Genomic DNA, 13,176 nt, shown 5'->3' with positions numbered 1-13,176 from the left:
GCGGCCGGCTCGTCTGCGGGTCATGCCGGCGAGATGGGCATGGAAAAGGGCAAGGGCCACCACAAGGACGAGATGAAGAAGGACAAGGATTGATGCCTTGACTTTCCGGAGCGGCAGCAATGCCGCTCCTTCGTCTGTGTTGGAGGAGAACTCGCATGAACAGATCAATCATTGCGATCGCAACCCTGGCCTTGATGGGCTCCACCGCTGTTGCCGAAACCACCGAGAAGTCAGGCAAGACCGCGTCGGGCGAAACCTGCAAGGTCAAGGTCGAGAAGCATGCCGACGGCAGCATCAGCGCGGTGGGCGCGTCGGGCTCAGGCACGACCGGATCGACCGCATCCAGCGGCTCGCTGTCGAGCTCCAGCTCGGCGGGCGGATCGTCGGTGCATGTGCAGGCTGGCGGCGGCAACGTATCGAGCTCGTCCTCGACGGCGGGCGGTCCGGGCTCCACGAGTGCCAGCACCATCACCGTCAATGGCTGCACGATCTCGACCTCGTCACCTTAGTTTTGTTGAGGATTGAAACATGAGAACGCATCTGACCATCGCGGCGCTCGCACTTCTGCTCGGCGCCGCATCGCCCGCCCTCGCGCAGAAGAGCATGACAGGCGGAACTGGCGGCTCGGCCGCAGTGGGCGGCACTTCCGCTTCCACGGTCGGCACCGGCGGCACCTCCACCTCAGCCACCGGCAGCACGGGTTCGTCGATCGCATCATGCGGAAGCGCCGCTTCCGTCAACGGCAAGTCTCACACCGGCGTCAGCATGAACAAGGGCAACGGCCCGGTGCTGAATTCCAACGCCCGGGCGCAGGCGCATGAGGGCGGCACGTTCAGCCGTTCCCACACCCGCACCAAGGTCAAGGCCGGCGAAGAGGTGGGCTCGACCACCAAGACCATGTCGCACACGCCCGGTTCGAAGCCGAGCATGTCAACCACTTCGACGACGGTGCGTTAGATCCGCGCTAGCAATTTGGTCCTCACGACCTGCTGCCCGATGCGATCGGGCAGCCCTTTTTTGCGTTCGGTCAGCCGCCACTCAGGCTGTGGCTGATGCGCGTGACCACCTCGTCCCATTGCCGCTTCTCGGTCGCGGGATAATTGATAAGCACGCAATGCACGTAGCGGCTGGTGAAGTTGCAGCGGTCGTACCAGATCTTGTCACGCTTGATGCTGGAGACGACGAAGAAATCAGGCGCGATCCGCTTGTAGACGATTCCCGATGGTGGTTGTTTCGCTTTGAGGAATGCGGCGGGCGAAATCCCGGGCTGGCGAGGAACGGCCTGCACGGTGAGATCGGCAGCACCGTCGGATGTGCGAAATAGCTGGCCGTATCCGTCGGGCTTTCCGGCCTCCTCGGTAAAGATCGAGGTGGGAATGTCGATGGAGGTTCCGGATTCGGGAATGCGATAGGTCGTCCAGTTGCTCGCCTGCGCCGGAACGGCCCATGCCGCAAAGAGTGCGATGACAATTGCAGCTCTCGTCTTCATATCAGCCTCATCAGTTTCGTGGCGCAAGCTGCAGCTCCAGCAAGGCAATCCTCTGCAAGTTCGTCACATCGCGCTCGCCCGCTCCGGCCGTACGCAGGATCGACTCGGCGAGCGCATTGACATGGGCGGAATGCACGGGCTCCGGCAGGGTCGCGACCGCAGCTTCCAGGGCGGTGGTCATGAGCTCGATCACCTCTGGTGAAAATTCCGCGTTGGCAAAGTTTTTCATCGAAGCCGGCCGCTCGTGCGCGCCGCCGGTCTAACGTCGGGAAAAAATGGAAGTTCCTGTCACCGAGGAATGCGCGGCGCGGCATCGACGAGCGCAGCGTTCAGGGACCCGCTCACCCCGCCTTCACGCTCGCATCGATCAGGAGCTTCGCGGCGGCGAGCGCCGACTGCGCCGGGCCGTCTTCGGATTGCTGGCCGGTGACGTAGATGCCTTCGATCAGGAGCAGCAGCGCATCGCCGAGCACGTTCGGCTGGCGCGCGCCCATTTGCGCGGCGAGTTCGCGCAGGCGCTTGCGGAACACTTTCTTGTGCGCTTCGGCGACCTGCCGGGCGGGATTGTCGCGCGCGGGATATTCCACCGCGGCATTGCTGAGGCCGCAGCCGCGATAGTCCTTGGCCACCGCGCGCTGCGCAAGCTGGCCGATATAGGCAAGCACATGGTCGCGCGGATTGCTGTAGCTCTTGCCGCCGGGGCGCTCGAAATTCTCCCAGAAGTTCAATTCGTAGTCGCGCAAATAGGCGGCGGCGAGATCGTCCTTGGAGGCGAAGCTGCGATAAAGGCTCGGTTTTGTCACTCCGGCGCGGTCCACCACCTCGTCGACGCCGACGGCGCGGATGCCCTCGCGGTAGAACAGCTCGCTGGCGGAGGCGCGGATGCGGTCGGCAGCCCGCAGCGGGGCGTTGGCGGGTTTCTCGGCTTTTTTCGTCATCTGGCTCCCGTGCCTCCAAGACTGCTTCCAAGACTGCCTCCAAGACAGGCTTGACAATGTTACTGACCGGTACGTACTAATACCGCATCGCCATACGTACCGGTAAGTAACATGACCCCATCCCCAGTTCAACCTGCCCCCGTTCAACCTGCCTCCGTTCAATCCTCCGCGGTCTTGCGGCGGCCGTTCGGCCAGAACTACGCCTTCGTGGTCGTTGCCGTGATCTTCCTGGCGCTCTTGGCCTCCGCCGGCCTGCGTGCGGCGCCTGGTGTCCTCATGCTGCCGCTGCAGAAGGCCTTCGGCTGGGACGTCAGCGTGATCTCATCCTCGGCTGCTGTCGGCATTTTCCTCTATGGCCTCGCCGGTCCCTTCGCCGCGGCGGTGATGCAGCGCTTCGGCATCCGCCGCACCGTGCTCGGCGCGCTCATGCTGATGTCGGTCTCGACGGCCATGAGCTATTTCATGACCACGCCGTGGCAATTGTTCATGAGCTGGGGCCTGCTCTCCGGCATTGGCTCGGGCGCGGTCGCCAACGTGCTTGGCGCCACCATCGTCAATCGCTGGTTCACGACCAATCGCGGCCTTGTCATGGGACTTTTGACGGCGAGCACCGCAACCGGCACACTGATCTTCATGCCGGGCCTTGCGTCGCTGGTCGAATATGGCGGCTGGAAGCCGGTGGTGCTGACGGTCGCCGCCTGCTGCGCGGCGCTGATCCCGCTGGTGTATTTCCTGGTGCCGGAGCGCCCCTCTGCGATCGGCCTGCGCTCCTATGGCAGCACCCATGAGGATCAACCGGCCGCGCCTGCGCAGGGCAATCCGTTCGTCGCGGCGATCGGCAACCTCATCCGCGCCGCGAGGACGCCGACCTTCTGGTTCCTGTTCGCGACCTTCTTCATCTGCGGCTTCACCACCAACGGCCTGGTCGGCACCCATCTGATCGCGTTCTGCGGCGACCACGGCATCTTCGAGGTGCAGGCGGCGAGCCTGCTCGCGCTAATGGGCTTCTTCGACCTGTTCGGCACCACGCTGTCGGGCTGGCTCACCGACCGCTTCGATCCGCGCAAGCTGTTGTTCTTCTATTACGGCCTGCGCGGCCTGTCGCTGATCTACCTGCCCTACTCGGACTTCTCTTTCGTCAGCCTCTCCGTGTTCGCCGTGTTCTACGGCCTCGACTGGATCGCGACCGTGCCGCCGACGGTGCGCATCGCCAACGAGGCCTTCGGCGACAAGAACGCGCCGCTGATCTTCGGCTGGGTGGTCGCAGGCCATCAGTTGGGCGCAGCCTGCGCCGCGTTCTTCGCCGGCTTCATGCGCTCGTCGCAAGGCGACTACCTGCAGGCCTTCATGATCGCAGGTGCGACCGGCATCGTCGCAGCCGTGCTGTCGCTGATGATCGGCAGGCGGCCGGTGCAGCCGCAGCTGGCTGCGGCGTGAAAAACGAGGGGCCGGCAAGGCACTCACCTTGCCGGCGCCGGTTCCTCATACGCTGGATTCGAAGATTGATTCCGTTAAGGAATTTGAAATAATGTGGTGGCGAAGCGGGCGACTCGTCAGGCCCGCGCCGGAGCCTTAAGAGTTCGCGTTGCGTCCGGCTCCATTTCCATCAACCCCGACAATCTGTGGCGGCGCTAGCGGATGAGCGATTCCCTTCTTGCAACGGTCGGCGACCATTTCTTCATTGGCCTGAAGCCGACCAGCGTCCTCGATGACCGCGACCGCGCGCTGCTGCGGGATCTCAGGCCCGCCGGCGTCATTCTCTACAAGAGCAATTTCCGCCACGATCTGCCGTATCGGGACTGGCTCTCGGTTCATCGCGACCTGATCGCCGCGATCCGCGACGCCTCCCGGCGCGACAAGCAGTTCATCGCGATCGATCATGAGGGCGGGCGCGTCTGCCGCACGCCGGCGCCGATCACGCGCTTCTCCTATGCGGCGCGCTGGGCCGGCACCGCGGAGCAGGTCGGCGACGCCATGGGCGCCGAACTCGCCTCGCTCGGCTGCAACCTGAATTTCGCGCCGGTGCTGGATATTCACAGCAACCCCGCCAACCCCGTGATCGGTGAGCGCGCCTTCGGCCGCACCGCCGATGACGTCATCAGGTCGATGCTGCCCTTCACCAGGGCGATGGAGCGCCACGGCGTGCGCGCCTGCGGCAAGCACTTCCCGGGGCATGGCGACACGCAGGTGGATTCGCACCACGAATTACCGGTGCTCGATCTCGACCTCGAGCAGATCAAGGCGCGCGAGCTGAAGCCGTTTGCCGCCGCGATCGCCGGCGGCATCGGCATGATGATGACGTCGCACATCCTGTACCGGAAGCTCGATCGCAACGATCCCGTGACGCTGTCGCGCGCGATCACGCACGGGCTGCTCCGCGAGGCGATGAAGTTCGACGGCGTGATCGTGTCCGACGACGTCGGCATGCGCGCGATGGCGGGCCGGTTGGATGCGCCCGACTCGGGCGNGCGCTTCGTGGCCGCCGGCAACGACATGCTGATGATCTGCTCGCATCTGACCAACACCGAACGCGCGCGCTTCCTCGCCCAGTCGATCATCAACGGCGTCGATTCCGGCAAGCTCGATCCAGCGGTGCTGAAGGCGTCAAGCCAGCGCGTCCACGCGATGCTGGACAGCACCGCGCAAAACGCAGTCACCGAGCTGCCTGCCGAAGTGCTCGCCCGCCATCGCACGGCCGGCACCCTGTTCGACGCGGCGACCGTCGAAGTCGTCTAAAGCGCGATGACAATCATCATCACGCCTTAGACTATTGTTTGTGCACGACCTTTCCGGAAAACCGCTGCACGCTTTTCGCTAACGCGGCCCTCCGGGTCCGGATCATGCTCTAGGCCCGTCAAAATCCATCGGCAACCAGGCGTTGAACAACGCAAGTGCAGTTGATCTCGATATGCTACACGTGTTAATGTTACCAACGGTAGCACATGATCCTGCCAATCGCAGCGTCAGGCTGCTTCGTGCCAGGAAGTGCCGTCCGGGTCATCGGGACCCGGCGTCGGCGACCAGCTCAGGTGATGGGTTTGAACGTGAAACGCGCAGCAAAACTCCTCATCGGCGCGCTGGTCGTGCTGCCGGCAGGCTATGCCGCCTATCATTTCAGAACCGATATCAAGAGCCTCAAGCTCCCGTTCGCCCTGCCCTTCATGCCGGCAGCGGAAGCCGAGCAAGGTCCCGCCGCGGCGCCTCCGCCAAGGCCGCCGGTCGCGGTGAAGGTCGCCACTGCTAAGGCGGAGGACGTGCCGATCTACCTGACCGGTATCGGCACCATCCAGGCCTCCAACACCGTCAACGTGCAGAGCCGGGTCGACGGCGAGATCGTGCAAATCCTTTTCCAGGAAGGCCAGGACGTCAAGCAAGGCGACATTCTCGCCGTGATCGATCCGCGCCCGTTCCAGGCCCAGCTCGATCAGCAACTCGCGGTCAGGCAGAAGGATCAGGCGCTGCTCGACGGCGCCCAAATCGACATGGAGCGCTATGACGCGCTGATCAAGACCGCCGCGATCTCGCGGCAGGTCGTGGACCAGCAGCATGCGCTGGTCGAGCAGTACAAGGCGCAGGTGCGCAACGACGACGCCCAGATCGAATATGCGCGCACGCAGCTCGGCTTCACCAACATTCGCGCGCCGATCAGCGGCCGGCTCGGCATCCGCCTGGTCGACCAGGGCAATTATGTGCGCGCGGTGTCGCCGACGACCATCGTCACCGTGACGCAATTGCAGCCGATCTCGGTGATCTACACGCTCGCCGCGGTCGCGGTCGGCCAGACCCGGCTCAGTCTCGGCCAGACCGAGGCGCCGGTGGTCGCGCTCACCGCCGACAACTCGGTCGAGCTCGACAAGGGCACGATCACGCTGGTCGACAACCAGGTCGACCAGGCCAGCGGCACGATCAAGCTGAAGGCGAGCTTTCCCAACAAGGCGCTGAAACTCTGGCCGGGCAATTTCGCCAACGGGCGGATCACGGTGGACACGCGCAAGAACGCGATCACCGCGCCCGCGATTGCCGTGCGGCACGGGCCGCGCGGGGACTTCGTCTGGATCGCGAAGGCGGACGACACCGCCGCCTTCCGCCCCGTCACGGTCGGACAGATCTTTGACGGGCGCGCGCTGATCGACAAGGGCCTCGCGAGGGGTGAGCGCGTCGTCACCGACGGTTATTACCGGCTCGAGAACGGGTCCCGCATCACCATCGAGGGCCAGACGCCGACCGCCAAGGCGCAGCCCACCGCTCAGCCGCGTTCCGAGCCGCGCGTTGACTGAGGTCCGCCATGTCCGCGCCCTTCATCCTCCGGCCGATCGCAACGACGCTGATGATCGTCGCGGTCGTGCTGCTGGGCATGCTCGGCTATCGTGAGCTGCCGATCGCGCCGCTGCCGAATGTCGACTTTCCCACCATCCAGGTGGTGACGCGCTATCCCGGCGCTTCGGCAACCGTCGTCGCAACCTCGATCACCGCGCCGCTGGAGCATTATTTCGGCACGATCTCGGGGCTGACCGACATGAGCTCGACCAGCTCCTACGGCTACAGCCAGGTCACGCTGCAGTTCGACCTTTCGCGCAAGATCGACGCGGCCGCGCAGGACGTGCAGGCGCGCATCAACGCGGCCGCGGGCTGGATTCCGGTCGAGCAGCTGCCGAGCCCGCCGACCTATCGCATGGTCAATCCGGCCGACACGCCGGTGCTGATCCTGGCGCTGACCTCGAAGACGATGGCGCTGCACGAGGCGAATGATCACGCCGCGACCATTCTGGTGCCGAAGCTGTCGCAGATTCCGGGCGTCGGCGCCGTCAGCATCGAGGGCGGGCAGACCCGCGCGGTGCGCCTGCAAATGAACCCGACCCGGCTGGCCGGGCTCGGCCTCTCGCTCGACGACGTCCGCCGCGGCATCGCCGCGACCACCGCAGACAATCCCAAGGGCTCGCTCGATGGTCCGAGGCAGGCGTTTCACGTCGACACCAACGACCAGCTCTTTACGGCGGAGGCTTATCAGGACGCGGTGATCGCCTATCGCAACGGCGCGCCGGTGCTGCTGCGCGATGTCGGCACCGCCATCGACAGTGTCGAGGATTCCGAGCAGGCGGCCTGGTTCCAGGGCGAGCGCGCCGTGCTGCTGGACATCCAGCGCCAGCCCGGCGCCAACACGATCGAGGTCGTGGACGCGATCAAGAGCGTGTTGCCGAAGCTGCAGGATTCCTTGCCCGCAGCACTGAAGATCTCCGTCGTCAGCGATCGCACCACGACGATCCGCGCCGCGATCCACGACGTGCAGTTCACGCTGGTGCTGACCGTCGCACTGGTGGTGCTTGTCATCTTCATCTTCCTGCGCAAGCTGTGGGCGACGGTGATCCCGAGCGTCACGCTGCCGGTGTCGCTGGTCGCGACCTTCGGCGTCATGGCGCTGTGCGGCTTCAGCCTCGACAATCTTTCGCTGATGGCGCTGACGATTGCGTCAGGCTTCGTTGTCGACGACGCCATCGTGATGATCGAGAACATCGCGCGCTATGTCGAGGACGGCGAGGAGCCGCTGCAAGCAGCCTTGAAGGGCGCGCGGCAGATCGGCTTCACCATCGTCTCGCTGACGGTCTCGCTGATCGCCGTGTTCATCCCGCTGTTGCTGATGGGCGGCGTGGTCGGCCGGCTGTTCCGGGAATTCGCCATCACCTTGTCCATTGCCGTCGTCATATCCGGCCTGGTCTCGCTGACATTGACCCCGATGATGTGCGCACAGCTGTTGCGACACGAGGATCCCGATGCACAGCACGGCTTGCTGTACCGGATCAGCGAGCGCGGCTTCGAGGCCTCCGCGAGCTTCTATCTCTGGGGCCTCGATTGGGTGCTGAGGCACCGTGGCCTCACGCTCGCCTTCACGGTGCTCACGCTGGTGGCGACCGGGATGCTGTACGTCGCGATCCCCAAGGGCTTCCTACCCCTGCAGGACACGGGTCTGCTGATCGGCACCACCGACGCGGCCCAGGACATCTCCTTTGCGGCGATGGCGGAGCGGCAGCAACAGCTCGCCGCCGTGATCGCGCGCGATCCTGATGTCGTCACCGTCGGCAGCTTCGTCGGCATCGGCTCGGTCAACACGACCTTGAACAGCGGCCGGCTCTATATCGATATCGGCAGCCCCGACGCGCGGAAATCGTCCGCGGCGGCCGTGATGGCGCGGCTGCAACATGCGGTCGAGGGCGTTCACGGCATCACGCTGCATTTGCAGCCGGCGCAGGACCTTCAGATCGAGTCGCGCGTCGCGCGCACGCAATACCAATATGCGCTGCAGGATCTCGACGAGGGCGAGCTCCGGCTCTGGAGCCGCCGCCTGGTCGACGGCTTACGCAAGCGCCCTGAGCTCGCCGACGTCGCCGACGACCGCCAGGACGAAGGCCTGCAGATGTCCGTCACCATCGACCGCCAGCTCGCGGCGAGCTACGGCGTCAGCCTCAACACGATCGACCAGACGCTGTATGACGCCTTCGGCCAGCGCCAGATCGCAACGGTGTTCGGACCGCTGACGCAGTACCACGTGATCATCGAGGTCGATCCGGCGCTGCGCAACGATCCTGATATCCTCGGGAAGATCTATCTGACTGCGGCCGCGGCCCAGGCCAGCACCATCGATCAGCAGACCGGCGGCTTCAGCGGCGCCTTCAGCAAGGCCTCCGCGCCGGTGCCGCTGTCGGCTTTCGCGCGGATCGAGCGGCAGCACGCCCCGCTATTGATCTCGCACCAGGGCCTGTTTCCCGCCACGACGATTTCCTTCAACCTGGCCGACGGCGTGTCGCTGAGCCACGCGACGGAGGCGCTGCGCAAGACCGAGCGCGACATCGGACTGCCGGATGCGGTCACCACCAAGCTGATCGGCACGGCCGCCGAGTTCGCCAACTCGCTCAGCGACGAGAAATGGCTGCTGCTGGCCGCGATCGTGACCGTCTACCTGATCCTCGGCATGCTCTATGAGAGCTACATCCATCCGATCACGATCCTGTCGACATTGCCGTCGGCCGGCATCGGCGCGCTGCTGGCGCTGATGCTGTACCGGCAGGATCTCAACCTGATCTCGCTGATCGGCATCATCCTCCTGATCGGCATCGTCAAGAAGAACGCCATCATGATGGTGGACTTCGCGCTCGCGGCCGAGCGCGAGGACGGCGCGTCCTCGTTCGACGCGATCAGGCAGGCCTGCATCCTCCGTTTCCGTCCGATCATGATGACGACGATGGCGGCGCTGTTCGGCGCGCTGCCGCTGGCGATCGGCGCGGGCACCGGATCCGAGCTGCGCCAGCCGCTCGGTATCTCCATCGTGGGCGGACTGATCGTCTCCCAGATCCTCACGCTCTATACGACGCCCGTTGTCTATCTGGCATTTGCCTCGCTGCGCACCCGGTTCGGATGGCGTTCCGCACCCGTCGATCGTCCGGCGGCGCTGCCGCAGGCGGAGCGACCGGTGCCGTGAGCATCACCGCACAATTCGTGCTGCGGCCGGTGGCGACGACGCTGCTGATGATCGGCGTGTTCCTGCTCGGCTGCGTCGCCTATTTCCGCCTGCCGATCGCATCGGTGCCGGCGGTGGAGCGGCCCACGATCGGGATCTATGCGCCGTTCCCCGGCGCCAGCCCGGCAACGGTTGCGAATGCGCTGTCGCAGCCGCTCGAGACCACGCTCGCGCTGATCCCCGGCGTCACCGAAATCACCTCGTTCAGCGCCATGGGCGGCACCAGCATCACGGTGCAGTTCGAGCTTTCGGTCGACCTCGACGCCGCTGCCGGCGCGGTCCAGGCCGCCATCAACGCGGCGGGCCCGAACCTGCCGAAGGGCCCGTGGCCGCCGACCTATTGGAAGGCGAACCCCGCGGGCGCGGCGGTCGTGGCGCTCGCCTTGACCAGCGACGTGTTCACCCCAGGCGAGGTCTACAGCCTTGCCGACGGCGTGATCTCGCCAAAACTGTCGCAGCTGCCGGGCGTCGCGCGCATCGTCGTCAGCGGCGCCGAGCGAAGCGCGGTGCGCGTCCAGGCGTCACCGGCCCGGCTCGCCGCGATGAACCTGTCGCTGGAAGCGGCACGCATCGCCGTCCTCAATGCATCGCAGAACCTGCCGAAGGGCGCCGTGTCGGTCGAGGGTCAGCGCCTGACCATCGAGGCCAACGACCAGTTGCTGCAGGCGTCCGACTATCGCGACATCGTGCTGGCCTGGCGCAACGGCGCCCCTGTCAAGCTCGGCGACGTCGCCTCCGTCACCGACAGCGTCATCAACAACCGCCTTGCCGGATGGTACGGCACCGAGCGCGGCATCGTCCTGTTCGTCTACAAGCAATCGGACGCCAACATCGTCGACACCGTCGATGCCATCAAGGCCGAGCTGCCGGAAATCCAGCGCTGGCTGCCGCCCGGCATCAAGCTGCACACGGTCTATGACCGCACCACGCTGATCCGGGCCGCCGTGAACGACGTCAAGCTCACGCTGGTGATCGCATCAGTGCTGGTCGTGCTGGTCATCGCGCTGTTCCTGCGGCGGTTCTGGGCGACCGTGATCCCGAGCGTCACCATTCCGGTCTCGCTGGCCGCGACCCTGTTCGTGATGAGCCTGTGCGGCTTCAGCCTCGACAATCTGTCGCTGATGGCGCTGACCATCGCCGCCGGCTTCGTCGTGGACGATGCCATCGTCATGATCGAGAACATCATCCGCCGCATGTCCGAGGGCGAGCCGGCGCTGCAGGCCGCCATCAACGGCGCCAGGCAGATGGCCTTCACGGTCGTCGCCATCACCATCGCCCTGATCGCGGCGCTCATTCCGATCCTGTTCATGCCCGACGTCGTCGGGCGCTATTTCCGCGAGTTCGGTGTGACGCTGGTTGTCGCCATCGTATCCTCCGCGGTGATCTCGTTGACGCTGACGCCGATGATGTGCGGTCACCTGCTCGATCGCGGCCGGCGGCGGCTGCACAATCCCGATGCGCTACCTGCGCGACGCACCTTCTATGCGCGCAGCCTCGACTGGACGCTGCGTCATCGTTTTCTCACCGCCCTTGTGATCACCGCCCTGACCGGGGCCAGCGTCTGGCTCTATCTGCAACTGCCGAAAGGTTTCATGCCGACCCAGGACACCGGCGTGATATTCGTGCGGACGGTGGCTCCTTCCAACATCTCGTTCCTGTCCATGGAGGACCGGCAGCGCGCCGTCGGCGAGGCGATCCTGCAGGATCCCGCGATCTCGGGCCTGACGTCCTTCATCGGCGAGGGCAATGGCAATGCGCTCAGCGTCGGGCAGATGCTGGTCGCGCTCAAGCCGCCTGACGTGCGCAAGCTGTCGATCCAGCAGGTGATCGCGCGCTTGCGCGAGCGCATGGACCGGATCGACGGCGTCCGCGTCTTCTTCGTGCCGCTGCAGGATCTCAATCTCGGCGTTCAGTCCAGCGGCTCGCGTTACCAATATACGCTCTGGGGCATCGACGAGGACGAGGTGATACGGGCCGCGGAGAACATGGTCCGCCGCGTCCGCGGCATCCCTCAAATCATCGACGTCATCCCGAGCTGGGAAACCGGCGGCTTGCAGGCCGGGCTGACCATCGACCGCATTCGCGCCGCGATGCTCGGCGTCACGCCGGTTGCGATCGACAACACGCTCAATGACGCCTTCGGCCAGAGACAGCTCAATCTGTTGTTCTTGCCGACCAATTATTCGCGCGTGATCTTCGAGGTCGAGCCGCAGGCGGCAACCGGCCCCGAGTCCATCAGCCAGATCTACGTGCCGAGCGCCAGCGGCAAAGCGGTGCCGCTGACGGCCCTGACCCGGCCGCAGCGCGCGCATGCCGCGATGTGGGTCCGTCACAGCGCCCAGTTTCCGGCCGCGACGATTTCGTTCGACATCAAGCCCGGCACCTCGATCGGCGACGCGATCACCTCGATCCGCAAGGAAGAGCTTGCTGCAAAACTGCCCGACGACATCAAGGCCGAATTCCGCGGCGAGGCCAAGGAAGCGGACAAATCGATCGTCAAGCAGGCGGCCCTGTTCGCGGCAGCGCTGATCACGATCTACCTCGCGCTCGGCATGCTCTACGAAAGCTATGTCCATCCGCTGACGATTCTCTCGACCTTGCCGCCGACCGCCTTCGGCGCGCTGGTCGCGCTGTGGGCGACCAAAACGCAGTTCACGCTGGTGACCACCATCGCCTGCATCCTTTTGGTCGGCATGGTGATGAAGAACGCGATCATGATGGTCGACTATGCGCTCGATGCGGAGCGAAATCGCGGCCTCGCTGCGCGCGATGCCATCCTGCTCGCGGCACGGCTGCGGGCGCGCCCCATCACCATGACGATGCTGGCGGCTTTCTTAAGCGCCGTCCCGATCGCGCTCGGCACCGGCCCCGGCTTCGAGATCCGCCAGCCGCTCGGCATCACCATCATGGGCGGCCTGGTCGTCGCCCAGCTGTTCACGCTGTACTCGACGCCGGCGATGTACCTGATCCTGGACGGGCTCCGGCGGAAGAAGATGCGCGCGGGTCAGGACCTCGGAATGGACGGCCAAACTTTCGATGCCGCGCGTCGAGTTGACCAGGTCGGACCCGCGGCGAGCCCTCAGACCTGACGCCTCAGCTTTTCAGCTCGCTCGAACCTGGCGCAGGAATCCGTCAACCGCCATGCGCAGCGTTCCGGCCTGCTGGTCGAGTTCGCGCGCGCCGCGCAACACTTCGGACGCAGCGGAGCCGGTAGCCGTGGCCGCTTTGCTCACCCCGCC

9 protein-coding genes and 2 pseudogenes are annotated in these 13,176 nt (G+C 65.3%); 8 read left to right on the top strand and 3 right to left on the bottom strand.

Annotated elements, in window-relative coordinates:
* The first annotated feature begins 155 nt into the window (after window positions 1-155).
* Both AOQ71_RS17590 and AOQ71_RS17585 read left to right on the top strand, forming a co-directional pair.
* Window positions 156-509 carry a hypothetical protein gene (locus tag AOQ71_RS17590; protein ID WP_057748468.1) on the top strand — a complete coding sequence of 118 codons (354 nt, stop codon included), beginning with the start codon at window positions 156-158 and terminating at the stop codon, window positions 507-509.
* Between the two features lie 19 nt (window positions 510-528).
* Complete coding sequence (locus AOQ71_RS17585) at window positions 529-957, top strand: hypothetical protein (protein ID WP_057748464.1); 429 nt, start codon at window positions 529-531, stop codon at window positions 955-957.
* A gap of 70 nt (window positions 958-1,027) precedes the next feature.
* Here AOQ71_RS17585 and AOQ71_RS17580 read toward each other — a convergent pair whose 3' ends face one another.
* The 3 genes from AOQ71_RS17580 to AOQ71_RS17570 all read right to left on the bottom strand — a co-directional run bounded on the left by AOQ71_RS17580 (window position 1,028) and on the right by AOQ71_RS17570 (window position 2,427).
* Window positions 1,028-1,489 (bottom strand): hypothetical protein, encoded by a 462-nt coding sequence (locus AOQ71_RS17580; RefSeq protein ID WP_057748461.1) that lies wholly within the window; start codon window positions 1,487-1,489, stop codon window positions 1,028-1,030.
* 10 nt (window positions 1,490-1,499) lie between these two features.
* A complete protein-coding gene (locus AOQ71_RS17575) occupies window positions 1,500-1,670 on the bottom strand; it encodes a hypothetical protein (protein ID WP_430648630.1) in 171 nt (56 codons plus the stop codon).
* Between the two features lie 160 nt (window positions 1,671-1,830).
* Window positions 1,831-2,427 carry a TetR/AcrR family transcriptional regulator gene (locus AOQ71_RS17570; protein ID WP_057748456.1) on the bottom strand — a complete coding sequence of 199 codons (597 nt, stop codon included), beginning with the start codon at window positions 2,425-2,427 and terminating at the stop codon, window positions 1,831-1,833.
* 111 nt (window positions 2,428-2,538) lie between these two features.
* Here AOQ71_RS17570 and AOQ71_RS17565 point away from each other — a divergent pair, with 111 nt between their 5' ends.
* The 6 genes and pseudogenes from AOQ71_RS17565 to AOQ71_RS17545 all read left to right on the top strand — a co-directional run bounded on the left by AOQ71_RS17565 (window position 2,539) and on the right by AOQ71_RS17545 (window position 13,026).
* Window positions 2,539-3,864, top strand: coding sequence for an MFS transporter (locus AOQ71_RS17565; RefSeq protein ID WP_057748453.1), 1,326 nt, complete (start codon window positions 2,539-2,541; stop codon window positions 3,862-3,864).
* 201 nt (window positions 3,865-4,065) lie between these two features.
* Window positions 4,066-4,894: pseudogene (locus tag AOQ71_RS17560) on the top strand (glycoside hydrolase family 3 N-terminal domain-containing protein); the annotation flags it as partial.
* 1 nt (window position 4,895) lies between these two features.
* Window positions 4,896-5,163: pseudogene (locus AOQ71_RS48005) on the top strand (beta-N-acetylhexosaminidase); the annotation flags it as partial.
* Between the two features lie 308 nt (window positions 5,164-5,471).
* Window positions 5,472-6,704 (top strand): efflux RND transporter periplasmic adaptor subunit, encoded by a 1,233-nt coding sequence (locus tag AOQ71_RS17555; protein ID WP_245316946.1) that lies wholly within the window; start codon window positions 5,472-5,474, stop codon window positions 6,702-6,704.
* Between the two features lie 8 nt (window positions 6,705-6,712).
* Entirely contained in the window at window positions 6,713-9,898 is a 3,186-nt protein-coding gene (locus AOQ71_RS17550) for an efflux RND transporter permease subunit (protein ID WP_057748444.1), read from the top strand.
* Entirely contained in the window at window positions 9,895-13,026 is a 3,132-nt protein-coding gene (locus tag AOQ71_RS17545) for an efflux RND transporter permease subunit (RefSeq protein ID WP_063958256.1), read from the top strand. Before AOQ71_RS17550 ends, AOQ71_RS17545 begins: the two co-directional genes overlap by 4 nt.
* The last annotated feature ends 150 nt before the right edge of the window (window positions 13,027-13,176 follow it).

This window comes from Bradyrhizobium manausense, assembly GCF_001440035.1.
Classification (GTDB): domain Bacteria; phylum Pseudomonadota; class Alphaproteobacteria; order Rhizobiales; family Xanthobacteraceae; genus Bradyrhizobium; species Bradyrhizobium manausense.
Note: the sequence above shows the minus strand (reverse complement) of the source record. Positions and strands in the feature narration are given on the sequence as shown.